Genomic DNA, 24,309 nt, shown 5'->3' with positions numbered 1-24,309 from the left:
TCAGCGCACGCCGGTGTGGCCGAAGCCGCCCGCACCGCGTGCGCTGTCGCTGAAAGTATCCACGAGCTGCAACTGCGCCCGGACCACCGGCAGGATCACCAGTTGCGCGATGCGGTCGCCCGGCTCGATGGTGAAGGTCTCGCGGCCCCGGTTCCATACGCTGATCATCAGCGGCCCCTGGTAGTCCGCGTCGATCAGGCCGGTGCCGTTGCCCAGCACGATGCCGTGCTTGTGGCCCAGCCCCGAGCGCGGCAGGATCACGGCGCACAGCGCCGGATCGCCGATGTGGATGGCCAGGCCCGAGGGCACCAGGGCCGCGTCGCCGGGCGCCAGCGCCAGCGGCGCATCGAGCGCCGCGCGCAGGTCCATGCCGGCGCTGCCCTCGGTGGCATGCGCGGGAAGCGGCCATTCGCCGCCCAGGCGGGCATCGAGCAGCTTCACCTGCAGGACGAACCCGGCCTGGCTCATGCCGCGATCCGTTCGGCGATCAACCGCACCAGCTGCGCGGCCACCTCGGTCTTGGCGGCTGGCCCCAGCCTGCGCTCGCCACCGTCCCAGTACACGGCCAGCGCGTTGTCGTCGCGCTCGAAGCCGCCCTCGGCCGCGCCCACGAGGTTGGCGGCGATCAGGTCCAGCCGCTTGCCCTGCAGCTTGCCGCGCGCGTAGCGCTCCACCTCGTGGGTTTCCGCGGCGAAGCCCACCACCAGCGCCGGACGCTGCGCATGGGCGGCCACCTCGGCCAGGATGTCGGGCGTGCGCACCAGTTCCAGCACCAGGGTGTCGCTGCCGGCGGTCTTCTTGATCTTGTGCTCGGAGACGCTGCGCGGGCTGAAGTCGGCCACGGCCGCCGCGCCGATGTAGACGTCGGCGGGCAGGGCGCCCAGCACCGCGGCGTGCATCTGCGCCGCCGAACGCACGTCGATCCGCTGCACGCCCGCGGGCGTGGCCAGGTGCACGGGACCGGACACCAGCACCACCTCGGCGCCGATCTCGCGGGCCGCGCTGGCGACGGCGAAGCCCATCTTGCCGCTGCTGCGGTTGCCGAGGAAACGCACCGGATCGATGTCCTCGAAAGTCGGCCCGGCGCTGACCAGCACGCGCTTGCCCGCAAGCGACCCGCTCATGCGGCCTCCAGCGCGGCCACGATCGCCGCCGGTTCGCTGAGCCGCCCCGGGCCCGATTCGCCTTCGGCCAGGGGCCCTTCCTCGGGTCCGATCACCTGCGCGCCGCGTTCGCGCAGCAGGGCCATGTTGGCCTGCGTCGCCGGATGCAGCCACATGCGGTGGTTCATCGCCGGGCACAGGCTCAACGGCGCGGTCGTGGCCAGGCACAGGGTGCTGACCAGATCATCCGCCAGGCCGTGCGCGAGCTTGGCCAGGGTGTTCGCGGTGGCGGGCGCCACCACGATCCGGTCGGCCCAGCGCGCCAGTTCGATATGCCCCATCGCCGCTTCGGCCGCCGCATCCCACAGGCTGGTGCGCACCGGCCGGCCACTGAGCGCCTGGAAGGTCTGCGCACCGACGAAGCGCTGGGCGCTGTCGGTCATCGCCACCTGCACGGTGGCACCGGCCTCGCCGAGCCGGCGCACCAGCTCGGCCGCCTTGTAGGCCGCGATCCCGCCGCAGACGCACAGCAGCAGGCGTTGTCCATGCAGGCCGCGCTGCGCTGGCATCGTCAGGAAAGTCCTACGCCGGAACCGACCGACAGCTTACCCGATGGCGAGGCGAGGCCCGGCTGCGCCGCCGCGCCCGCCGCGCTGCAATCGTGTCCATGCTGGCGACCGGGCCGATGCGGTGCCCGACGCGATTTCCCCTGTCCCGCCTGGCCTCGCGCCGGTCGCCAGCGCCCCTGTCCTCGAGCACGCGCATGCGCATCCGCGACTGGCCCAGCCTGGAACGTCCCCGCGAGAAACTGCTGGCGCGCAGCGCCGGCGCACTGTCGGACGCCGAGCTGCTGGCGATCTTCCTGGGCTCGGGCTTGCGTGGACTCGACGCCGTGGCCACCGCGCGCCAGTTGCTCGACCAGCACGGTCCGCTGCGCGCGCTGCTGGAGCTGCCGGCTTCGCATATGGCGCGCCTGCCGGGCCTGGGGCCGGCGCGCGCGTGCATGCTCTCGGCGGCCCTGGAGTTGTGCAACCGCTGGCTGGCGGCGGGCCTGGAGCGCGGCGAGGCGCTGACCGACCCGGCCTCGGCCGGGCGCTATTTCGCCCAGCGCCTGCGCGGGCAGCCGATCGAAGTCTTCGCCGCCCTGTTCCTGGACACCCGCCACCGCGCGCTGGGTTTCGAGGAACTGTTCCGCGGCACGATCGACGGGGCCGAAGTGCATCCGCGCGAGGTCGTGCGCCGGGCGCTGGCGCATAACGCGGCGGCGGTGATCGTGGGCCACAACCATCCCAGCGGCAATCCCGAGCCCAGCGCCGCCGACCGCGCGGTGACCGCGCAGCTCAAGCAATCGCTGGCGCTGGTGGACGTACGCCTGCTCGACCACTTCGTGATCGGCGATGGCGCGCCGGTGTCGCTGGCCGCACGCGGCTGGGTCTAGGGCGCGGTGGCGGCCGCGCCGGGCAAACGAAAAGCAGCCGCCTCGCGGCCCGAACTCGCGGCCGCCCGCCGCCGTGCGGTCGCTATAATGCCCGGTTCCCCGCGCCAGACCCGCCCATTCCGTGAAAGCCCAGCTCCGCGACCTGATCGACCGGGCCACCGCCGCCCTGCGCGAGGCCGGCACCCTGCCCGCCGACCTCGTCACGCCCGATTTCGTGATCGAGCGTCCCAAGGACCGCTCGCACGGCGACTTCTCGACCAACGCCGCGATGCTGCTGGCCAAGCCGGCGAAGTCCAACCCGCGCGCCCTGGCGCAGGCGCTGGTCGACGCGATTCCCGCGGGCGGCGACATCGCCTCGGTGGAGATCGCCGGCCCCGGTTTCTTGAACTTCCGCCTCTCGCCCGAGGCCTGGGGCCGGGCGCTGGCGCAGGTGCACGCGCAGGGCGCGGACTACGGCCGCAACAGCAGCGGCGCGGGGCGTACCGCGGGCGTGGAATACGTCTCGGCCAATCCCACCGGCCCGCTGCACGTGGGCCATGGTCGCGCCGGCGTGATCGGCGACTGCATCGCGCGCGTGCTCGACGCCAACGGCTGGGCCGTGCGCCGCGAGTTCTACTACAACGACGCCGGCGTGCAGATCAACAACCTGGCGCTGTCGACGCAGGCGCGCGCGAAGGGCCTGAAGCCCGGCGATGAGGCCTGGCCGGCCGATGCCTACAACGGCGACTACATCGCCGACGTGGCCCAGGCCTATCTGCGCGGCGACAGCATCGAGATCGAAGGCCATACGGTCACCGGCAAGGACGACGCCGACGACCTCGACGCCATCCGCGCCTTCTCCGTGGCCTACCTGCGCCGCGAACAGAACGCCGACCTGGCCGCCTTCGGGGTGTCTTTCGACGTCTATTTCCTCGAGTCCTCGCTGTACGCCGACGGCAAGGTCGAGGAGACCGTGCGCGAACTCGTGGCCAATGGCCACACCTACGAGGACGGCGGCGCGCTGTGGCTGAAGACCACGGACTTCGGCGACGACAAGGACCGCGTGATGCGCAAGTCCGACGGCACCTACACGTACTTCGTGCCGGACGTGGCCTACCACCTGTCGAAGTGGCAGCGCGGCTACGAGCGCGCGATCACCGAACTGGGCGCGGACCACCACGGCTCGCTGGCGCGGGTGAAGGCCGGCCTGCAGGCGCTGGACAAGGGCATCCCGCAGGGCTACCCGGAATACGTGCTGCACCAGATGGTCACGGTGATGCGCGGCGGCGAGGAAGTGAAACTCTCCAAGCGCGCCGGCACCTACCTCACCCTGCGCGACCTCATCGACGAGGCCGGCAGCGACGCCGTGCGCTGGTTCCTGGTGGCGCGCCGGCCCGATTCGCAACTGGTGTTCGACATCGACCTGGCGCGCAGCCAGTCGCTCGACAACCCGGTGTACTACGTCCAGCTTTCGCATGCGCGCATCTGCGGCCTGCTGCGCCAGCTGGAGGAGCGCGGGCTGGGATTCGACCTCGACCACGGCCTGGCGCAGCCGCTGGACCTGGCCGACGCGCCGCTGCGGGCGCTGCTGATCGACCTGTCGCGCTGGCCGGAGATCGTGGCCGCCGCCGGCGAGCAGCTTGAACCCCACCTGATCGCGGCCTACCTGCTCGAACTGGCGCAGGGTTTCCAGACGTATTACAACGACCACCAGTTCCTGGTGGATGCGGCCGAGGTGCGCGATGCGCGCCTGGCCCTGGCCCTGGCGGTGCGGCAGGTGCTGGCCAACGGCCTGGAATTGCTGGGTGTGCAAGCGCCCGAACGGATGTGAGGCAGTAGATCGATGGCGGCAAGACGCGGCAAATCGCAGGCGCGACGCAACGACGGCAACGGTCTTCCGGGCTGGGCGTGGATGATCCTGGGCATCGTGATCGCGCTGGTCGCGGTACTGGTGGTGCCGCGCTACCTGAAGCCCGACGACCGCGACGGCTTTTTCCGGCCGCAGCCGAACCCGGCCGCGCAGCCTGCGGTGAGCGCGATCGACGAAGCCGGCCCGCCCGTGGACGAGACGCCCGTGCGGCCGCGCCCGGCCACGACCGCCCCGCCGGCACAGGAAGCGCCGGAATACGATTTCTACACCGTCCTGCCCGAGCAGGAGGTGGCCCTGACCGACGCCGAACTCGCCGCCAGCGCGCGCGAGGAGGCCGAGCGCCAGCGCCGCACGCTGGCCGCCCAGCGCCAGCGCGAACAGGAGGCCGCGGCTGCCGCGCTGGCCGCCGCGCAACCGGCGCCTGCGCAGTCGGCGTCCACCGCGCCGACCGCTGCTGCGGCGGCGCCGGCGGCGGCCGCGACCGATGGCGCGCGCTACATCCTCCAGGCCGGATCGTTCAGCGCGTCGGGCGACGCCGAGGCGCTCAAGGCCCGCATCGCCCTGCTCGGCCTGAGCGCCCGCGTCGAATCGGGCAGCGCCGGCGGCAAGACCGTCTATCGCGTGCGCATGGGCCCCTACGGCACCGCCACCGAACTGGCCGAGGCCAAGCAGAAGCTGGGCAACGGCGGCCTGCCGGCGCTGGCGATCAAGGCGAACTGAGCCGCCCGTCGCAGCGCGGTCGCAGGCCGCGCGATGCCGCGGGCGGACACTGGCGGGGTTCCAGGAGACCCCCGCCATGGCCATCGAAGCCGCCCTGATCAAACCCGTGGTCGATGCGCTGCTGGCGCTGTTCCACGAGAGCAACGACCTCAAGCTCAAGCGCGACGCCGAAAAGGCGCTGCGGGAGGCGATCCGTGAACTGCTGCAGGCCAATCCGGACGAGAACCGCGCCGAGGCGCGCATCGCCATCGCCCGCGCGGCCGGGATCCTGTCCGAGGACATCGTGCTGGCGGAGGACATGCTGAAGAAGCACCGTGCAACCAGGACCCGGACCCAGGGCAAGTCCGGCACCGCGCGCAAGCGCAAGGCGACCGGCGCCGCCGAGGCCGCCGCACCGGCCCAGGACGCGGCCACCCCGGACAGGAAGCCGGCGCGGGCGGCGAAGAAGAAGCCCTAGACCCGGCCGCGACACGGGGCCGGACAGACTGCCGGCATGCCCTAGCATCCCCTGTTCCTGGTGGTCTGCGCGGCCTGGCTGGCCTGCGAGCTGTGGATCGACCGCCGCCGCTCCGTTCCTGGCGCGCGTCGCAGCGACAGCGGCACCCTGCGCCTGCTGCATCTGGCGCTGCCGGCGGGCATGGGCGTGGCCGGACTGCTGTCCCTGGCGGGCGTCTGGCCGTGGCCGCCGGCGCTGGCGGCGTCGGCGATCTGGACGGGACTGGGGTTGATGGCCGCCGGCATCGCGCTGCGCGTGTGGGCGGTGCGGGTGCTGGCCGAGCACTTCACCGTCGATGTTTCGATCCGGCCGGGGCACCAGCTGGTCCGCCATGGCCCCTACCGCCTGCTGCGCCATCCCGCCTACAGCGGCCTGCTGCTGAGTCTGCTCGGCTACGCCCTGGCGCTGGGCGACCTCGCCGCGCTGCCGGCCGTGGCGCTGCCGGCCGCCTTCGCCTTCGCGCGCCGCATCCGGGTGGAGGAGCGTGCGCTGCGCGAGGCCTTTCCGGACGCATATCCGCGCTATGCGCGCGAGACCTGGCGCCTGCTGCCCTGGCTGTGGTGAGGCGCCCGCCGCGACCTAGAATAGGACGCATGCCCAGGACCATCCTCATCACCGGCGCCACCGCCGGCTTCGGCGCCGCCGCGGTGCGGCGCTTCCTCGACGACGGCTGGCGCGTGGTCGCCACCGGGCGGCGCGCGGAGCGGCTGCAGGCGCTGCGCGATGCGCATGGCGGCGAGCGCCTGCACGTGGCGGCCTTCGACATCCGCGATGCGATGGCGATGGATGCGGCGCTGGACGCGCTGCCGGAGGCGTTCCGCGGCATCGACGTGCTGGTGAACAACGCCGGCCTCGCGCTCGGCACGGCGCCGGCGCAGGCGGCCGATCTCCTCCAGTGGCGGCAGATGATCGACACCAACATCACCGCCCTGGCCACGCTCACCCATCGCCTGCTGCCGACGCTGATCGAGCGCCGCGGCGCGATCATCAACATCAGCTCGATCGCGGGCAGCTATCCCTACCCGGGCGGCAACGTCTACGGCGGCACCAAGGCCTTCGTCACCCAGTTCTCGCTGGGCCTGCGCTCGGACCTGCACGGCACCGGCGTGCGCGTGACCTCGATCGAGCCGGGCATGGCCGAAACCGAGTTCACCCTGGTCCGCACCGGGGGCGACCAGGCCGCCTCCGACCGACTCTACGCGGGCGCCCGGCCGATGACGGCCGAGGACATCGCCGCCCAGATCCACTACGTCGCGACGCTGCCGCCGCACCTCAACATCAACCGGCTCGAGATCATGCCGGTGACGCAGTCCTTCGCCGGCTTCCAGGTACACCGCGGCTGACGGGCGCCAGCGCCCACGCGCTCACCCGAGGGCGAAAACAGGCGGGCGAGCCGGCAACAGCCGCGCCTGCCCGGAACCGCCCTTCCTCAGGCGGCCGCAGCCAGCCCCAGGCCTGCCCGGCGTGCGGGCGCCCTCACTCCAGCGGCGAGGCGTCCAGGTAGGTGTAGCCGGTGAGCCCCGCCTCCAGCGCCTCGTTCAGGCGCGCCGCTTCGCCCTTGGCCAGGTCGACCGCGCCCACGCGCGCGCGGTAGATGCGGCGCAGGTCGTCCAGCCGGTAGCCGACATAGTCGAGCATCACGTCGGTGGTATCGCCCTTGCGCTGCTGGGTGATGGCATAGCTCTCGCCGCTCAGCCGCACCTCCACCGCATCGGTATCGCCGAACAGGTTGTGAATGTCGCCCAGGATCTCCTGGTAGGCGCCGACCAGGAAGAAACCGAGCCGGTAGCTCTGACCCGGCACCAGCGGGTGCAGCGGCAGCGAGCTGTCCAGGCCCTCGTTCTCGACGTAGGTGTCGATCTTGCCGTCCGAATCGCAGGTCATGTCCGCGATCACGCCGCGCCGTTTCGGCAGCTCGTCCAGGCGTTCGATGGGTACGATCGGGAACACCTGGTCGATCGCCCACACGTCAGGCATCGATTCGAACACGCTGAAGTTGACGAAGTACTTGTCGACCAGCCGCTCGGCCAGTTCGTCGAGCACGGCGCGGTGGTTCTTCTCGTCGTAGCTCAGGCGCGCGCGCACGCCGTGGGCGATGGCGTAGAACAGGTCGTCGATGCGCGCGCGGTGCACCAGGTCGATCTGGCCCAGCGCGTAGGCCGCCAGGCCTTCGGCGTGGAAGTGCTGCGCCTCGTGGTAGAGCTCCACCGGCGGGCGCTGGTCGAGTTCGGCGTGGATGTCGCGCAGGTGCCGGATCACGCCGGGTTCGTCGTCGTGCACGTCGGGCACGCGGCCCTCCGGCGCCTGCTCCACCTCGACCACGTTGGCCACCAGCATGGCGTGGTGCGCGGTCATCGCGCGGCCGCATTCGGTGACGATGCGCGGCTGCGGCAGGTCGTGTTCGGCGCAGGCGTCGGCCAGCGGCTGCACGATGTTGCCGGCATAGGTCTCCAGGCCGTAGTTGATCGAGCAGAAGCTGCGCGAACGGGTGCCCTCGTAATCGATGCCGAGGCCGCCGCCCACGTCGACATGGCTGATCCTGGCGCCCAGCTTCGACAGCTCGACGAAGTAGCGCGTGGCCTCGCGCATGCCGTTGGCGATGTCGCGCACGTTGGAGATCTGCGAACCCATGTGGAAGTGCAGCAGGCCCAGCCAGTCGCCCTTGCCGGCATCGCGCAGCGACTTCCACAGGTCCAGCACCTGGCGCGGCGACAGCCCGAACTTGGCCTTGTCGCCGCCGCTGTTCTGCCACTTGCCCGCGCCCAGCGAGGCCAGGCGCATGCGCACGCCAATGCCCGGCTCCACGCCCAGCGCCTGCGCCTCCTCCATGATCAGGCGCAGCTCGGAAGGTTTTTCCACCACGATGAATACATCCAGGCCCAGCTTGCGCCCAATCAGCGCCAGGCGGATGTACTCGCGATCCTTGTAGCCGTTGCAGACGATCAGCCCGCCGGGGCGCGAGAGCGCCAGCACCGCCATCAACTCGGGCTTGCTGCCCGCCTCCAGGCCGAAGCCCTCGCCATGGTGCGAGGCGAGCGTGCCGGCCACGGCGGCATGCTGGTTGACCTTGATCGGGTAGACCGCGGTGTAGCCGCCGGCATAGCCGCTGTCGGCCTGCGCCTGCTCGAACGCGGCCTGCAGGCGGCGCAGGCGATCGCCGAGGATGTCGGGAAAGCGCACCAGCAGCGGCAGCTTGGCGCCTCGCTCCATGGCCTTGTCGACGATTTCCGGCAGCGGGACGGCGGCACCGGCCTCGCCCAGCGGACGCACCACGACACGGCCGGCCGTGTCGACGTCGACATAGCCTTCTGCCCAGTGCGGGATCGAATAGGTCTTGCGCGCGTGCTCGGGCGACCAGGCGGTCATCGCAGGCATCCGGTGGATCGGGCCGGACATTCTAGGCCCTGCGGGGCGAGCGGTCCGTGCCATCGCGCGCGCGCCGGCTCCCCGGCGCCCCGGGCGGGCGCGCGGGCGTGGGAGGAAGCGCTGCGGCGCTGTCGCCGGGCCGTCGCCTGGGGTCCGCTACAATGCGCGCCCACCGCGGCCCTGCAGGCGCCGCGCCGGCACGTTGCCGACTCCATCCGCACTACAGGACGCGCCCATGACCGCCAGCAGCTGGCTGCACGAACAGTTCGAGCCCACCGGTTCGTCGATCGGTTTCCGCATCACGCGCAAGCTCGACGAGGTGCAGTCGCCGTTCCAGAAGATCGAGATCTTCGAGTCGACCGACTGGGGCAACGTGATGCTGATCGACGGCGCGATGATGGTCACCACGCGCGACAATTTCCTGTACCACGAGATGGTCTCGCATCCGGCGCTGTTCACGCACCCGGATCCGAAGAACGTGGTGATCATCGGCGGCGGCGACTGCGGCACGTTGCGGGAGGTGCTGCGCCACCCGGGCGTGGAGCGCGCGGTGCAGTGCGACATCGACGAGCAGGTCACGCGCATGGCCGAGAAGTACTTCCCGGAACTGTGCGAATCCAACGGCGATCCGCGCGCGCAGCTGCTGTTCGACGACGGCGTGGCCTATATGCGCGACGCCGCGCCGGCCAGCCTGGACGTGGTGATCGTCGATTCCACCGACCCGGTCGGCCCGGCCGAAGGCCTGTTCAACCGCGCCTTCTACGAAAGCTGCTTCCGCGCGCTCAAGGACGACGGCATCCTCGTCCAGCAGTCCGAATCGCCGCTGGCGCTGCTCGACCTCATCCGCGAGATGCGCGCGGAGATGGGCAAGGCCGGCTTCACGCGCTTCCAGACCCTGCCCTTCCCGCAGCCCTGCTACCCCACCGGCTGGTGGTCCTGCACGCTGGCGCGCAAATCCGGTGGTTTCGACTTCCGCGAGGACGATGCCCGCGACAAGCCGTTCAAAACGAAGTACTACAGCGCCGAAATCCACAGAGGCGCGCAGGCGCTGCCGCCCTTCGTGGCGCAGGCGCTGGCTGACTGAGGCCTGCCGCCCGAGCGAGCGCACCGGGAAACGCCACGGCCGGCGCGTCGGGCACAGCCCGCGCGTCTGATGGCAGGGTTTCGAATAGCGCGATGCGGACGGCGGGCCGCTGCGTGGACGTGGTGACACCGCCCGCATCTGCGGCGCCATGAACGTGGCGCCGGGAGACCGGCGGCGCGCGCAGCGGGCGCCGCGCTAGCCGATCCCCGGCACCCGGAGCAGCGCCGCGACCACGGCCCCGATCACCACCACGCCCAGGAACGGCACGCGGCACCACAGCGCGATCACCGCCGCCAGCAGGGCGCCGGCCCGCGCATCGAGCGACAGCCGTGCACCGTCGGCGAAGGTGTTCACCACCACCAGGGCTGCCAGCAACCCGACGGTGAGCAGCGCGCTGACGCGTGCCATGCGCGGCCCCGACAGCCAGCGCGCGGGCACCAGATAGCCCACCAGCTTGGTCGCGAAAGCGACCGCGCAGGCCAGCAGCAACCAGCCCCATCCGGCACTCATGCCGCGCCACCGCGCCGGGGCCACAGTGCCCAGCCGGCCGCGACCGCCGCCGCGACCAGGATCGGGATGCCGGGCGGCAGCCACGGCAGCGCCAGCGCCGTCGCCAGCCCGCAGACCACGGCCACGGCCGCCGGCTCGCGCCCGCGCAGCCGTGGCCACAGCAGCCCCGCGAACGCGGCCACCGCGGCACCATCGAGTCCCCAGCGCCGCGGGTCGCCCACCACGTCGCCCAGCAGGGCGCCGACCGCGGTGAACAGGTTCCAGAAGGCGAACACGCCCAGGCCTGCGGCCCAGAAGCCGCGTCGCTGCTCGTCGACAGACGTCTGGGCGGCTGCGGTCGCGGTGGATTCGTCGATGGTGACGTGGGCGGCCAGCAGGCGAACCCAGCCACGCGGGCCCAGCATGCGGTTGACCTGCATGCCGTACACGGCGTTGCGCAGGCCGAGCAGGCTCGCCGCGGCCAGCGCCGAGACTCCGCCGCCGCCGCCCGCGACCACGCCGATGTAGGCGAACTGGGAGCCGCCGGTGAACATCAGCGCACTCAGCGCCATGGTCTGCCAGAAGCCGAGCCCGGCCGCGACCGACAGCGCACCGAACGAGATGCCATACAGCCCGGTCGCGATCGCGATCGACAGGCCCATGCGCCCGGCCGGCGTCGACCCGGCCCATCCATGCATGCGCTTCCCCGACCTGCCGGGTTCGCTCAGAGCGCGTCGCCGTCCAGTTCGCCGGTGCGGATGCGCACCGCGCGGCCCAGGTCGTAGACGAACACCTTGCCGTCGCCGATCTTGCCGGTGCCGGCCGCCTTGACGATGGCTTCGGTCACCGGCTCCACCTGGTCGTCGGTGACCGCGATTTCGAGCTTGACCTTGGGCAGGAAATCGACCACGTACTCGGCGCCCCGGTAGAGCTCGGTATGGCCCTTCTGGCGGCCGAAGCCCTTGACCTCGGTGACGGTAATGCCGGTCACGCCGACCTCGGCCAGCGCTTCGCGCACGTCGTCGAGTTTGAACGGCTTGATGATCGCCATCACCATCTTCATCTGCGGGCTCCACGGTCCGGTTGGTTGCCGCGGCGGTCGCGGCGCGGCGTTAGCATACCGCCGCCGGCGCTCGGAATTTTCCTACAGCCGCCCGCGCCAGCCCCCGACTGCATCCTCACGCGGCGCGGAAGAAGCTGGTCATCCACACCGGAGCAGCACCATGATCGACCTCAACCACATCGACGACCTCGCCCGCCGCCTCAGCGGCCTGGTGCCACCGGGCCTGCGCGAGAGCCGCGAGGAACTGCAGGAGAACTTCAAGGCGGTGCTGCAGTCGGGCCTGTCCAAGCTCGACCTGGTGACCCGCGAGGAGTTCGAGGTGCAGCGCGCGGTGCTGCTGCGCACGCGCGAGAAGCTCGAGCAGCTGCAGGCCGTGGTGGCCGAACTGGAGGCACGCCAGGCCGGGTCCGGCCCGGCGCCCGGCGCCCCGGCCCACTGAGTCCCGCCGCCATGGGGCTTGCGCTCGTGCATGGACGCGCGCGCGCCGGTGTGCGCGCACCTGCGGTCAAGGTGGAGGTGCACCTGGGCGGCGGCCTGCCGTCGATGTCCATCGTCGGACTGCCCGAGGCGGCGGTGCGCGAGGCCAAGGACCGGGTGCGCGCGGCGATCCAGTGCGCCCAGTTCGAGTTTCCGGCGCGCCGGATCACGGTCAACCTGGCGCCAGCGGACCTGCCCAAGTGCGGCGGGCGCTTCGACCTGCCGATCGCGCTCGGCATCCTCGCCGCCAGCGGCCAGATCCCGCGCGAGGCGCTCGCCGGCTACGAGTTCATCGGCGAGCTGGGGCTGACCGGCGAACTGCGGCCGGTGGACGGCATCCTGCCGGCGGCGCTGGCGGCCGCCGAGGCCGGTCGCAAGCTGGTGGTGGCCGAGGGCAACGGGCCCGAAGCCGCGCTGGCCGCAGGCCTGGAGGCACTGACCGCGCGCACCCTGCTCGAGGTCTGCGCCCTGCTCGGCGGCAGCAAGCCCCTGCCCGTGGCCGTCGCGCCTCCGCCCCGCCCCGTGGAGCGGCCCGACATGCGCGATGTGCGTGGCCAGGCCCAGGCGCGGCGCGCGCTCGAGATCGCGGCCGCCGGCGGCCACCACCTGCTGCTGGTCGGTCCGCCGGGCTGCGGCAAGACCCTGCTGGCCTCGCGACTGCCCGGCCTGCTGCCCGAGGCCGGCGAGGACGAGGCGCTGCAGACCGCGGCCATCGCCTCGGTCAGCGGACGCGGGCTGGATCCGGCCTGCTGGCGCGAACGCCCGTTTCGCGCGCCGCACCACACCGCCAGCGCGATCGCCCTGGTCGGCGGCGGCAGCGAGCCGCGCCCAGGCGAAGTGTCGCTCGCGCACAACGGCGTGCTGTTCTTGGACGAATTGCCCGAGTGGCAGCGGCATGCGCTGGAGGTGCTGCGCGAGCCGCTGGAGTCGGGCGTGGTCACCATCTCGCGCGCGGCGCGGCAGAGCGAGTTCCCGGCGCGCTTCCAGCTGGTCGCGGCGATGAATCCCTGCCCCTGCGGATGGGCCGGCGATGCCTCGGGCCGCTGCCGCTGCACGGGCGAGGCCATCGAGCGATACCGCGGACGGATTTCCGGACCGCTGCTCGACCGCATCGATCTGCATGTGGAGGTACCGCGGCTGCCGCCGGCGGAACTGCGCCCGGATGCACCCGAGGGCGAGTGCAGCGCGACGATACGGGCACGGGTGGAGGCCGCGCGGGCGATCCAGCAGCAGCGCGCGAACTGCCTCAACGCCCAGCTGTCGCAGGCCGCGACCATGGCCTGGTGCCGGCTGCAGGCGCACGACCAGGCGCTGCTGGAGCGCGCGATCGAAGCGCTGCACCTGTCGGCGCGCTCGATGCACCGGATCCTGCGCGTGGCCCGCACCATCGCCGACCTGGCCGGCAGCCCGGCCATCGCCACCGCCCATCTCACCGAGGCGCTCGGCTACCGGCAGGCCGACCGTGCGCCGCGGCGACAGGCGGCCTGAGCGGCGGGCGGCCGCCGCAACCGCCCGCGCTTTGGCCGTATCCTCGGGGGTTCAACCTGTCCGGAGCCCTCCATGCACCGCCTTCTGCTCGCGTCCGCGATCACCCTTGCCCTGTCGGCCTGCAGCAGCAAGGCCGATGAAGTCCCCGCCGGGTCCCAGACGGCTGCCCCCGCCACCCTGGACGGGGTCGAACTGATTCCGCGCGAGGCCCTGTTCGGCAATCCCGAGCGCGCCAACGTGCAGCTCAGCCCCGACGGCAAGTACCTCAGCTGGGTGGCGCCGCTGGACGGGACGCTCAACGTCTGGGTGGCGCCGGCCGGCGACCTGTCGGCGGCCCGGGCCGTCACCCGCGACACCGCGCGCGGCATCCGCAGCTATTTCTGGTCCTACCGCCCCGACACCCTGCTGTACCTGCGCGACAGCGGCGGCGACGAAGACTTCCACCTCTACGCGGTGGACCTGACTTCCGACCAGAGCCGCGACCTCACGCCGTTCGAGAAGACCACCGCCCAGGTGGTGGGCGTAAGCGACCGTCATCCCGGCACCGTCCTGGTCGGGATGAACGACCGCGACCCGCAGTGGCACGACCTGTACCGCGTCGACCTCGCCAGCGGCGAGCGCAGCCTGGTGGAGCGCAATACCCACCAGATCGGCGAGTACGTGGCCGATGCCGATTACGTCCTGCGCTACGCCACGCGCTCGCGCCCCGACGGCGGCCTCGACCTGTTGCGCCGGGTCGGCGAGGGCTGGGAGCAGTACGACGAGATCCCGTTCGAGGACGGCATGACCACGGGCTTCGCCGGCCTGACCAAGGACGGCGGCACGCTGTACATGCGCGATTCGCGCGGCCGCAATACCAACGCCCTGTTCGCGATCGATACCGCCACGGGCGAGAAGACCCTGGTGCACGAGGATCCGCGCGTGGACGTGGGTGGCGCGCTGGCGGATCCGGTCACCGGCAAGGTGCAGGCGGTGGCGGCCAACTACCTGCGCGAACAGTGGGCGGTGGTGGACGATGCGATCGCGGCCGACCTGGCGAGGCTCGAGGCGATCGGCCCGGGCGAGGCATCGATCAATACCCGCACGCTCGACGACAAGACCTGGATCGTGGCCTATTCCGCCGCCGAATCCCCGGTCCAGTACTACCGCTACGACCGCGACGGCAACGGCGGCGGCGAGCTTAGCCGCATGTTCTCCGGGCGGCCGGCGCTGGAGGGCAAGCCGCTGGTGCCGATGTGGCCGCAGGAGCTGCGTTCGCGCGACGGCAAGACCCTGGTCAGCTACCTCACCTTGCCCGCGCACGCCGACGGCAATGGCGACGGCAAGGCCGACCAGCCGGTGCCGATGGTGCTGCTGGTGCACGGCGGGCCCTGGGCGCGCGATGCCTATGGCTACAGCAGCTACGACCAATGGCTGGCCAACCGCGGCTACGCGGTGCTGAGCGTGAACTTCCGCGGCTCCACCGGCTTCGGCAAGGACTTCACCAACGCCGGCGACGGCGAATGGGCCGGCAAGATGCACGACGACCTGATCGACGCGGTGCAGTGGGCTGTGGCCGAGGGCGTCACCACCGAGGACAAGGTGGCGATCATGGGCGGCAGCTACGGCGGCTACGCCACGCTGGTGGGCCTGACCTTCACCCCCGACACCTTCGCCTGCGGCGTCGACATCGTCGGCCCGGCCAACCTCAACACCCTGCTGTCCACCGTGCCGCCCTACTGGGCCAGCTTCTACAAGCAGCTGGTGCGCCGCATGGGCGATCCTGAAACCGAGGAAGGCAAGGCCTGGCTGAGCGAGCGTTCGCCGCTCACGCGCGTGGACGCGATCAAGAAGCCGCTGCTGATCGGCCAAGGCGCCAACGACCCGCGGGTGAAGCAGGACGAAAGCGACCAGATCGTCAACGCGATGACTGCCAAGAACATCCCGGTCACCTACGTGCTGTTCCCGGACGAGGGCCACGGCTTCGCCCGCCCGGAGAACAACAAGGCCTTCAACGCCGTGGCCGAAGGCTTCCTGGCGCAGTGCCTGGGCGGTCGCGCGCAGCCGATCGGCGAGGAGTTCAAGGGCTCGAGCATCACCGTGCCTACCGGCGCCGAGGGCGTGCCGGGGCTGGCCGAGGCGCTGCAGTCGCATACCCAGGAAGTGCGCAGGTAATGCGGGGCCTGGCGTACCCGGCGCGCGCAGGCGCGTCCGGGTGCGCAGGCGGCGGCTTTGGGCCGCTGCTGTCCGCGGCCTGACGCGCGGTCTCCAACCGCTTCGATCGATCCCCGTCGTGCCCGCCGCGGCCGCCTGGGCCGTCCACCGATCGCACCGCGGCTGCGCCATCGCTGCAGGCCCAGCAGCGTCGGGGCGCACCACGGACAGCGGCTACGCCGGCAATCCCGCCTTCGGTGCGGGAGGCTGCGCGAATCCGCGCACCAGCTCATCGTCGTCGACCGCCGCCGAGAACAGGTAGCCCTGCGCCCGCTCCACGCCGCAGTCGCGCAGCGCGCCGGCCTGGGCCTCGGTCTCCACGCCCTCGGCGACGACACCGATCCCGGTGCGCCGCGCCAGCGTGGCCATGGCCTGGACGATGGCCAGGTCGTAGGGATCGTCGGGCAGGCCGCCGATGAAGCAGCGGTCGAGCTTGATCACGTCGATCGGCAGTCGCTTGAGATAGGCCAGCGACGAATAGCCGGTGCCGAAATCGTCGAGCGCGATCGAGATGCCCAGCTCGCGCAGGCGGGTGAGCGTCTGCGCGGCGACGGCGAAGTCCGGCAGCAGGACGCTCTCGGTCAGTTCCAGGCACAGGCGTCCGGGCTGCAGCCCGCTGGCCGCCAGCGCGGCGGTCACGTCGTCGACCAGGCTGGCCTGCTCGAACTGCCGCGCCGACAGGTTCACGCGCAGCTTCGGCCCGATGCCCTCCGCGCCCGCCGGCCATCGACGCGCCAGGGCGCAGGCCTCGTGCAGCATCCAGCGTCCGATCGGCACGATCAGCCCGCTGTTCTCGATGACCTCGATGAACTCGACCGCCTGGCGGCAGCGACCCTCGTCGTCGCGCCAGCGCAGCAGCGCCTCGGCCGCCACCCAGCGGCCGCTGGCCAGCTCCACCTCGGGCTGGAACTGCACGCACATGCGCCCGGCGTCGAACGCCTCGCGCACCTTGCGCTCCATGCGCAGCCGCTGGACCAGGCCACGATGGTGTTCGGCATCGAAGATCTCGCAGCGGCCGTGGCGGTGGTGGCGCGCCTCGTGGCTGGCGGTCTCGGCGTTGCGCAGCAGGTTGTCGGCCGAAGGCGCGGCCAGGTCGCGCGAGAACGCGATGCCGGCAGTGACGATCACCGCGATGCCCTGTTCGTCGAGGCAGGCCTGCACCGTGTCCACGCAGCGCTCGGCCAGCACCAGCGCTTGGGTCTCGTGCAGGTGGAGATGCGGCAGCACGGCGATGGCATTGCCGCGCACCCGCGCCAGGGTGGCCTCGCCGTCCAGTTCGCGGCGCAGCCGCGCGGCGGCCTCGACCAGCAGCTCGTGGCCGGCGTCGCCTTCGTGCGGCGAGGCATCGAAATTGAGGTGGATCGCGACCAGGCCATTGTCCGCGCCATGCATCGGCCGCAGCGCCGCATGCACCACTTCCAGCAGGTGGTCGCGGTTGGGCAGGTCGGTGTGCGGATCGTGCAGCTCGAGATAGCGCACGCGTCCCTCGAGGCGACGGCGGCGGTCGATCTCCAGCGCCATCGCCACGTAATCGCCGATGCTGCCCGCAAAGGCCTGGTCCTCGGGCGACCACATGCGCGAAGCGCCGACATGTTCGTGGCAGATCACGCCCAGCAGTTCGCCGGCCGAACGCACCGGCGCATCCAGCAGCGAACCGATGCCGTGGCGCTGCAGGTACTCGCCCAGTCCGTCGTCGGCGGCCGCCGTGCTCTGGTTGATCACCCGCACCTCGTCCAGCGCGGCCGCGTAGTCGCGGCCGACGCCGAGCACGGCGTCGGCCCTGGCGCTGCGGCGATGGCCGCGACTGCGCTCGAAATGGTGCAGGCAATGCAGGCTGCCGCTGGCGGCATCCCAGCGCCAGATATTGACCCGTTCCACCTCGAGGGTGCCGGCGGCGGTTTCGCAGATCAGGGCGAAGGCGCGCTCGAGGGTACAGTCGTCCTGCCAGACACGGCGCGCCAGCGAGACCAGGGCATGGTTGTGCCGCCTGGCCCAGGCACCGCGGTCCTGCGGCGTGACTGCCTGACTGTCGGGTGACATCGTGCCCCCTCCCCCGGCGCCCGGCCTGCGCCGGGACCGCTGCCCGCCTTTGTATACCCGGCCGCAGGACCGCGCAAACGGCCAGCGCGGCGGCGGTCACTGTTACACTTGACACGTTTACCCGGACCCGCGGCGTCCGTGCTGCGTCCCGCCTGCGGCCGTGCGCCGCCCGCCAGACCAAGACGCCATGACCAGCACCGCCGAACTCTCCTCGCCCGCTTCCGCGCATACCGGCCTGACCCGGGGCGTGACCGATCCCGACTACACGCTCGAGCACAAGTACAGCCGCACCGAGGGGCGGATCTACCTGTCGGGCGTGCAGGCCCTGGTGCGCCTGCCGCTGATGCAGCGCCTGCGCGACCAGGCCGCGGGGCTGAACACGGGCGGCTTCATCTCCGGCTACCGCGGCTCGCCCCTGGGCGGCTTCGACCTGGAGCTGTGGCGGGCGAAGAAGTACCTCGCCGAGGCCAACGTCAAGTTCCAGCCCGGCCTCAACGAGGATCTGGGCGCGACCATGGTCTGGGGGACGCAGCAGACCAACCTGTTCCCCGGCGCCACCGTCGATGGGGTGTATTCGATGTGGTACGGCAAAGGTCCGGGCGTGGACCGCTGCGGCGACGTGTTCAAGCACGGCAATGCCGCCGGCACCTCGCGCCACGGCGGCGTGCTGGCGCTGGCCGCCGACGACCACGCCTGCCGCTCCTCGACCCTGCCGCACGGCAGCGAGGGCGAGTTCACCAGCGCGATGATGCCGATCCTCAACCCGGCCGGGGTGCAGGACATCCTCGACATGGGCCTGGTCGGCTGGGCGATGAGCCGCTTCACCGGGCGCTGGGTCGGCTTCAAGACCATCGCCGAGACGGTCGAATCCTCGGCCTCGGTCGATGTGAACCCGCTGGCGCTGCAGATCGTCACGCCGGAGGACTTCGAACTGCCGCCGGGCGGGCTCAACATCCGCTGGCCGGATCCGCCGCTGGACCAGGAGATGCGCCTGCACCGCTACGCGGTCAAGGCCGCGCAGGCCTTCGCCCGCGCCAACCGCATCGACCGCATGGTGCTCGACAGCGCCGATGCGCGCTTCGGCATCGTCACCACCGGCAAGAGCTACCTGGACGTGCTGCAGGCGCTGGAATACCTGGGCCTGGACGCCGACCGCTGCCGCGAACTCGGCATCCGCGTCTACAAGATCGGCATGACCTGGCCGCTGGAGCCGCTGGGCATCCGCGCCTTCGCGCGCGGCCTGCGCGACATCCTGGTGGTCGAGGAGAAGCACGCCTTCATCGAGAGCCAGATGAAGGAGCTGTTCTACAACTTCGACGGCGACCGTCCGAGCATCGTCGGCAAGTACGACGAGGAGGGGCAGTGGATCCTGCCCTCCACCGGCGAACTGACCCCGGCCACCATCGCCGGCGTGATCGCGCGCCGCCTGCAGAAGTTCGTGCCCGAAGGCAGCCGCGACACCGAGCACATCCGCGACGTGCTGCGCTGGATGGAGCAGAAGGAAGGCGAGCTGGCCCTGCCGCGCGCGCAGTTCCCGCGCGTGCCGCACTACTGCTCGGGCTGCCCGCACAACACCTCGACCGTGGTGCCCGAGGGCTCGCGCGCGCTGGGCGGCATCGGCTGCCATTACATGGTCACGTGGATGGACCGCAGCACCGACACCTTCTCGCAGATGGGCGGCGAAGGCGTCACCTGGTGCGGCCAGGCCGCGTTCACCGATACCCCGCACGTGTTCCAGAACCTCGGCGACGGCACCTATTTCCACTCCGGATCGCTGGCGATCCGCCAGTCGGTCGCGGCCAAGGTCAACATCACCTACAAGATCCTCTACAACGACGCCGTCGCCATGACCGGTGGGCAGCCGGTGGACGGCGTGCTGAGCGTGCCGCAGATCGCCCACCAGGTGCGCAGCGAGGGCGTGTACACCATCGTGCTGGTCAGCGACGACCTGTCGAAGTGGCGCGACCGCTCGCTGTTCCCGGCCGGCACCGAGTTCGAGGACCGGCGCGACCTGGACGCGGTGCAGAAGCGCCTGCGCGAGGTCAAGGGCGTGAGCGTGCTGATCTACGATCAGACCTGCGCCACCGAGAAGCGCCGCCGCCGCAAGCGCGGCAAGATGGTCGATCCGGCCAAGCGCGTGTTCGTCAACACCCTGGTCTGCGAAGGCTGCGGCGACTGCGGCAAGAAGAGCTTCTGCGTCTCGGTGCTGCCCAAGGACACCGAGTTCGGTCGCAAGCGCGAGATCGACCAGAGCAACTGCAACAAGGACTATTCCTGCGTCGAGGGCTTCTGCCCGAGCTTCGTCACCGTGCATGGCGGCAAGCCGCGCAAGGGCGACAAGGTGGCCACCGCGGCGCGCCTGGCCAGCCTGCCGCCGCCGGCCTTCGCCAGCGACCTGTCGCAGCCCTGGAACATCCTGATCACCGGCGTCGGCGGCACCGGCGTCGTCACCATCGGCGCGCTGCTGGGCATGGCCGGCCACCTGGAGGGCCGCGGCTCGACCGTGCTCGACCAGACCGGCCTGGCGCAGAAGGGCGGCGCGGTCACTACCCACATCCGTATCGCGAGGGATCCGGCCGACATCCACGCCGTGCGCATCGCCGCCGGCGAGGCCGACCTGGTGCTGGGCTGCGACATGGTGGTGGTGAACGACTACTGGGCGCTGTCGAAGGTGCGCGCCGGCCGCTCGCAGGTGGTGCTCAACACCTACGAGGCGATGCCCGGCACGTTCACCACCCGCCCGGACATGCAGTTCCCGGCCGCCGACATCGTGCAGGCCGTGACCCAGGCCATGGGCGGGCAAGCACCGCTGCAGATCGACGCCACCGAGCTGGCCACCGCGCTGATGGGCGACGCGATCGCGTCGAACCTGTTCATGCTCGGCTATGCCTGGCAGCGCGGTCTGGTGCCGCTGTCGTTCGAATCGTTGATGCGCGCGGTCGAGCTCAACGGCGCCGCTGTGGAGATGAACAAGACCGCCTTCGCCTGGGGCCGCCTGGCCGCGATCGATCCAGAATCGGTCTACGAGGCCGCGGGCGTGGTGCGCAACGCGCGCACCGCCGCCGAAGCCACCCCGCGCGCCCTGGACGCGCTGCCGCCGGGCGAGTGGGAGAGCACCGAATGGGGCGCGACTTCGGCGCCGCGTCCGCTGCGCGCGGAGGACGAGCTGCGCCACGTGCCGGCACACGCCGGGACCGACGCGATGGCGTTCCTGCCGCTGGACGACCTGCGCCTGTCGCGCTCGCTGGACGAGCTGATCGCGCGCCGGGTCGAGTTCCTCACCGAGTACCAGGACGCGGCCTACGCCAGGCGCTATTCGGACTTCGTCGCACGCGTGCGCGAGGCCGAGCGCGCGAAGGCGCCCGGTTCGACCGACCTGTCCGAGGCGGTGGCGCGCTACTTCTTCAAGCTGATGGCCTACAAGGACGAGTACGAGGTCGCGCGCCTGTACACCAGCGGCGAGTTCATGCGTCGCCTGGAGCAGCAGTTCGACGGCGACTACCGCGTGCACTTCCACCTGGCGCCGCCGCTGCTGGCGAAGCGGAACGACAAGGGCGAGCTTGTCAAGCGCGAGTACGGCCCCTGGGTGCTCAAGGCCTTCGGCCTGCTGGCGAAACTGCGCTTCCTGCGTGGTGGCCCGCTGGACGTGTTCGGCCGCACCGAGGAGCGCCGCATGGAGCGCCAGCTGATCGCCGACTACGAACGCACCGTGGGCGGGCTGCTCGACACGCTCGACGGTGGCAACGTGGACCTGGCGGCCGAGATCGCCGGCATCCCCGAGCAGATCCGCGGCTACGGCCACGTCAAGGAAGCGCACCTGCACCAGGCCAAGGCGCGTGAGGCCGAACTGCTGCGGGAATGGAACAATCCGCTCAGGATCGTGCAGGCGGCCTGATGACCAGGCGGGCAGGGACGGCATGACGACGCACGACGAAGACCATGGCTCTCCCTCGCCACGACTGCGCGACAGCCGTACCTTCGAGATCGTCATCGGCGCCGGGGTCCTGCTGATCTCGATCGTGTCGATCTTCATCGCGGTCAGCGCCAATCGCACCCAGGAACGCATGCTTGCCGCGAGCGTCTGGCCATCGCCGCTCTTCGGGACAAGCAACGCAGCTCTCGACGGCACGCCCCAGATCACCTTCGACCTGCTGAATCGGGGCGTGGGCCCAGCGCGTTTTCGCTGGGCCGAGGTGCTCTACGACGGCAAGCCTGTCAACAGCGCGGGCGCCCTGCTCGCGCTGTGTTGCGGGCATGAGCCGACGCGGGAAGACGAACCAGTCGTGTTCACCAGCGGCATCCAGCACCGGGTCGTGGGTGCCGACGAATGGGTCGTGCTGCTGCGCATGCCGCGGACCGATCCGCCCGCCCCTCTCTACACCGCGCTGGAAAATGCGCTGCCGAAGATCCGCTTCCGCGCCTGTTACTGCTCCGTGCTCGACGAGTGCTGGCTCCTGGACAGCAGTCGCGATGACCCCGAGCTGGTCCGGCAGTGTCCGCAGGAGCCGGAGGTGCTCTGGGGCCGGCGCCTGAAGAAGGCCGGATAGCTCCCGACTCCCGGTGGCTCCGGGAGGCTCCGTCACACCGGATGGGTGGACGATGGCGCGGGCCATGGGCCTGCGCGATCACGTGTCTCGACGAGCCGCGCCTACCCACGCGGGTTCAGGGCCCAAGGGAGCGCGCGATGAAGGGGCCCATCAGCAACGGGTTCCAGCTACGCCACGCGCGACCGCGTCACTCCGGGCGCTCCTGCCACGCCGGGTTTCCGGGGATGCTCAATCCTCCTTTCTCGTGAACACCGTTTCGTGCCCGCCCTGCAACAGGGTCACGGTCGCCGGCATGCCGGTGTCCGGCGCGAAGCGCAGGCGGGCATCGACCACCTTGAGGAAGAAGTCCGACGCCGACTCGGCGAAGACCTCGAACGCCGGCTGGCCGCTGAGCTGGGCCCTGGGCGTGTCGCCCTCCAGGAACACTTTCAGCACGGCACCCTGGAACACGTATTCGCCGGCGATGCGCTCGAGTGCCGCGCGCGGCAGGTCGATCTCGCTGCGAGCCGCCGGCAGGGGCTCGCCGCTGCGCGCGATGCGCTCGCCATCGCCCTCGTCCTCCGGGAAGAAGCGCATCGCCACCACCTCGGCGTCGGCGCCGCGCTCGAACACGATCCGCGAGAACCCTTCCTCGAACAGGAAGGTGTCCTTCTCCACCGGGATGAGCGGATACGCCTGTCCGCCGCTGCGCTGCGAGGTCAGCCGGCCGTCCGCGACCCGCACGGTGCGCACGCTGTCCTCGTCGATGCGATACACGCCCTCATAACCGCGCAGCGTGGCCTCGTCGACCTCGATCGCCTTCTTCTCCGGGTAGGGCTTGCCGATCGCGTGGGCCGCCAGCAGCTGCGCGACACGGCCGGTGCCCAGCATGCCCGGTCGCCCGGCGTCGGCGTTGTACAGCACCGCCACGCTGACGTCGTCCTCCGGCAGGTAGAGCAGGTAGGCGCTGAAGCCGAAAATGCCGCCGCCGTGCTCCAGCTTGGGCTTGCCGCGCAGCGTGCCCGCGCTGATGCCGAAACCATAGTTGTTCTCGGCGGCCTTGCCGGCCGGCGTGGTCATCGCCGCATAGCTGGCCTGGCGCAGAACGCGGCCTTCGTGCAGCGCGCGGTTCCACCTCAGCAGGTCGTCCAGGGTCGAAACCAATGCGCCGGCGGCGTGCGGCTGGGTCATGCTCAGGTAGCGGGCGCGCGCCCAGCGCTCGCCAGCGAGCGTGTAGCCGCCCACATGGCCGGGGATCACCGCCTCGGCCTCGTTGCCGTAGCCGGTGCGCTCCATGCCCAAGGGCTCGAAGAACGCTTCCTCGAGGTAGGCGTGCCAGGGCTTGCCGGCGGCGGCCTCGATCACCGCGCCCACCAGCACGTAGCCGGAGTTGTTGTACGCCCAGCCCTCGCCCGGGGCGAACTCCGCCGCCTCGTCCTTGAAGCTGTCGATCAGCGCGGCGGTGGACAGGTCGCGCATGATGCCGCCGCCCGACATGATCGCCGTGATGCCGGTATAGCTGCGGATACCCGAAGTGTGGTCCAGCAGCATGCGCACGGTGATCGCATCGCCGCCCGGATAACCGGGCACGAAGCGGGTGAGCGGATCGTCGAGCGACAGCCTGCCCTCCTCGGCCAGCTTCAGCACGGCCGCGGCGGCGAACTGCTTGGTCACCGAACCGATGCGGAACATGTGGTCGGCCGACAGCGGCACGTCGAGCTCCAGGCTCGCGCGTCCGCAGGCGCTGCGATGCAGGACTTCGTCGCCGCGCGCCACCAGCACCGCCATCCCCGGTGCCGCCGGATCGCAGTTGCGCGCCAGCGCCGCCGCGGCGAAGCGGTCGACCTCCGCCTTCGACGGCAGCGCCGCGGTGGCGTCGCACACCAGTGGCAGCAACAGCAGGCTCAGCGATGCAAGCAGGCGCATGGGCGGGATCCGGGTCGGGTTCGGGACGACTCTAGCCGGGCGCGGGTTCCC

At 71.2% G+C, this 24,309-nt stretch carries 19 protein-coding genes and 1 pseudogene; 12 read left to right on the top strand and 8 right to left on the bottom strand.

Going from position 1 to position 24,309, the window contains the following annotated elements:
• Together dut and coaBC are read right to left on the bottom strand one after the other, a co-directional pair.
• Complete coding sequence (gene dut / locus ACQYVW_RS09430) at positions 1-468, bottom strand: dUTP diphosphatase (protein ID WP_434946791.1); 468 nt, start codon at positions 466-468, stop codon at positions 1-3.
• A pseudogene (coaBC, locus tag ACQYVW_RS09425) lies at positions 465-1,672 on the bottom strand (bifunctional phosphopantothenoylcysteine decarboxylase/phosphopantothenate--cysteine ligase CoaBC). The gene dut and the pseudogene coaBC overlap by 4 nt, the downstream one beginning before the upstream one ends.
• A 194-nt stretch (positions 1,673-1,866) precedes the next feature.
• Here coaBC and radC point away from each other — a divergent pair.
• The 6 genes from radC to ACQYVW_RS09395 all read left to right on the top strand — a co-directional run bounded on the left by radC (position 1,867) and on the right by ACQYVW_RS09395 (position 6,949).
• On the top strand, positions 1,867-2,541 hold the full coding sequence (radC, locus tag ACQYVW_RS09420) for a RadC family protein (protein WP_434946790.1): 675 nt from the start codon (positions 1,867-1,869) through the stop codon (positions 2,539-2,541).
• 121 nt (positions 2,542-2,662) lie between these two features.
• Positions 2,663-4,351 (top strand): arginine--tRNA ligase, encoded by a 1,689-nt coding sequence (argS, locus tag ACQYVW_RS09415; protein ID WP_434946789.1) that lies wholly within the window; start codon positions 2,663-2,665, stop codon positions 4,349-4,351.
• A 12-nt stretch (positions 4,352-4,363) separates the two neighbouring features.
• Positions 4,364-5,110 (top strand): SPOR domain-containing protein, encoded by a 747-nt coding sequence (locus ACQYVW_RS09410; RefSeq protein WP_434946788.1) that lies wholly within the window; start codon positions 4,364-4,366, stop codon positions 5,108-5,110.
• A gap of 76 nt (positions 5,111-5,186) precedes the next feature.
• Positions 5,187-5,567, top strand: a complete 381-nt coding sequence (locus ACQYVW_RS09405; RefSeq protein WP_434946787.1) for a hypothetical protein — start codon at positions 5,187-5,189, stop codon at positions 5,565-5,567.
• 60 nt (positions 5,568-5,627) lie between these two features.
• Entirely contained in the window at positions 5,628-6,170 is a 543-nt protein-coding gene (locus ACQYVW_RS09400; RefSeq protein WP_434946786.1) for a methyltransferase family protein, read from the top strand.
• A 29-nt stretch (positions 6,171-6,199) separates the two neighbouring features.
• Complete coding sequence (locus tag ACQYVW_RS09395; RefSeq protein ID WP_434946785.1) at positions 6,200-6,949, top strand: SDR family NAD(P)-dependent oxidoreductase; 750 nt, start codon at positions 6,200-6,202, stop codon at positions 6,947-6,949.
• Between the two features lie 133 nt (positions 6,950-7,082).
• Here ACQYVW_RS09395 and speA read toward each other — a convergent pair whose 3' ends face one another.
• Positions 7,083-8,972, bottom strand: a complete 1,890-nt coding sequence (gene speA, locus ACQYVW_RS09390; RefSeq protein WP_434946875.1) for an arginine decarboxylase — start codon at positions 8,970-8,972, stop codon at positions 7,083-7,085.
• Positions 8,973-9,207: 235 nt separating this feature from the next.
• On the opposite strand from speA, the gene speE reads away from it, so the two are divergent.
• Complete coding sequence (gene speE, locus ACQYVW_RS09385) at positions 9,208-10,056, top strand: polyamine aminopropyltransferase (RefSeq protein ID WP_434946784.1); 849 nt, start codon at positions 9,208-9,210, stop codon at positions 10,054-10,056.
• 195 nt (positions 10,057-10,251) lie between these two features.
• On the opposite strand, the gene ACQYVW_RS09380 is transcribed toward speE, so the two are convergent.
• The 3 genes from ACQYVW_RS09380 to ACQYVW_RS09370 are packed head-to-tail and all read right to left on the bottom strand — an operon-like array spanning position 10,252 to position 11,608.
• Positions 10,252-10,566: an AzlD domain-containing protein gene (locus ACQYVW_RS09380; RefSeq protein ID WP_434946783.1), complete on the bottom strand. Its 315-nt coding sequence runs from the start codon at positions 10,564-10,566 to the stop codon at positions 10,252-10,254.
• A complete protein-coding gene (locus ACQYVW_RS09375) occupies positions 10,563-11,243 on the bottom strand; it encodes an AzlC family ABC transporter permease (RefSeq protein ID WP_434946782.1) in 681 nt (226 codons plus the stop codon). The genes ACQYVW_RS09380 and ACQYVW_RS09375 overlap by 4 nt, the downstream gene beginning before the upstream one ends.
• Positions 11,244-11,269: 26 nt before the next feature.
• The gene (locus ACQYVW_RS09370) at positions 11,270-11,608 is read right to left on the bottom strand and encodes a P-II family nitrogen regulator (protein ID WP_434936974.1); all 339 of its coding nucleotides are present in this window, start codon (positions 11,606-11,608) and stop codon (positions 11,270-11,272) included.
• A gap of 160 nt (positions 11,609-11,768) precedes the next feature.
• Here ACQYVW_RS09370 and ubiK point away from each other — a divergent pair, with 160 nt between their 5' ends.
• The 3 genes from ubiK to ACQYVW_RS09355 all read left to right on the top strand — a co-directional run bounded on the left by ubiK (position 11,769) and on the right by ACQYVW_RS09355 (position 15,727).
• Entirely contained in the window at positions 11,769-12,047 is a 279-nt protein-coding gene (gene ubiK, locus ACQYVW_RS09365; protein WP_434936972.1) for a ubiquinone biosynthesis accessory factor UbiK, read from the top strand.
• A gap of 11 nt (positions 12,048-12,058) precedes the next feature.
• Positions 12,059-13,573, top strand: a complete 1,515-nt coding sequence (locus tag ACQYVW_RS09360; protein WP_434946781.1) for a YifB family Mg chelatase-like AAA ATPase — start codon at positions 12,059-12,061, stop codon at positions 13,571-13,573.
• 72 nt (positions 13,574-13,645) lie between these two features.
• Positions 13,646-15,727: a S9 family peptidase gene (locus ACQYVW_RS09355; protein WP_434946780.1), complete on the top strand. Its 2,082-nt coding sequence runs from the start codon at positions 13,646-13,648 to the stop codon at positions 15,725-15,727.
• A 213-nt stretch (positions 15,728-15,940) separates the two neighbouring features.
• Here ACQYVW_RS09355 and ACQYVW_RS09350 read toward each other — a convergent pair whose 3' ends face one another.
• Positions 15,941-17,806: a putative bifunctional diguanylate cyclase/phosphodiesterase gene (locus ACQYVW_RS09350; protein ID WP_434946779.1), complete on the bottom strand. Its 1,866-nt coding sequence runs from the start codon at positions 17,804-17,806 to the stop codon at positions 15,941-15,943.
• A 187-nt stretch (positions 17,807-17,993) separates the two neighbouring features.
• Between ACQYVW_RS09350 and ACQYVW_RS09345 the strand changes: the two genes are divergently transcribed.
• Both ACQYVW_RS09345 and ACQYVW_RS09340 read left to right on the top strand, forming a co-directional pair.
• Positions 17,994-21,701, top strand: a complete 3,708-nt coding sequence (locus tag ACQYVW_RS09345; RefSeq protein ID WP_434935578.1) for an indolepyruvate ferredoxin oxidoreductase family protein — start codon at positions 17,994-17,996, stop codon at positions 21,699-21,701.
• A 22-nt stretch (positions 21,702-21,723) separates the two neighbouring features.
• Positions 21,724-22,353, top strand: coding sequence for a hypothetical protein (locus ACQYVW_RS09340; RefSeq protein WP_434935576.1), 630 nt, complete (start codon positions 21,724-21,726; stop codon positions 22,351-22,353).
• Between the two features lie 228 nt (positions 22,354-22,581).
• Here ACQYVW_RS09340 and ACQYVW_RS09335 read toward each other — a convergent pair whose 3' ends face one another.
• On the bottom strand, positions 22,582-24,258 hold the full coding sequence (locus ACQYVW_RS09335; protein ID WP_434935575.1) for a serine hydrolase: 1,677 nt from the start codon (positions 24,256-24,258) through the stop codon (positions 22,582-22,584).
• Positions 24,259-24,309 lie beyond the last annotated feature (51 nt).

Origin of the sequence: Luteimonas campi, from assembly GCF_051162505.1 — a bacterium.
In the GTDB taxonomy this organism is placed as follows: domain Bacteria; phylum Pseudomonadota; class Gammaproteobacteria; order Xanthomonadales; family Xanthomonadaceae; genus Luteimonas.
This window is presented reverse-complemented; position numbering and strand designations above follow the sequence as displayed.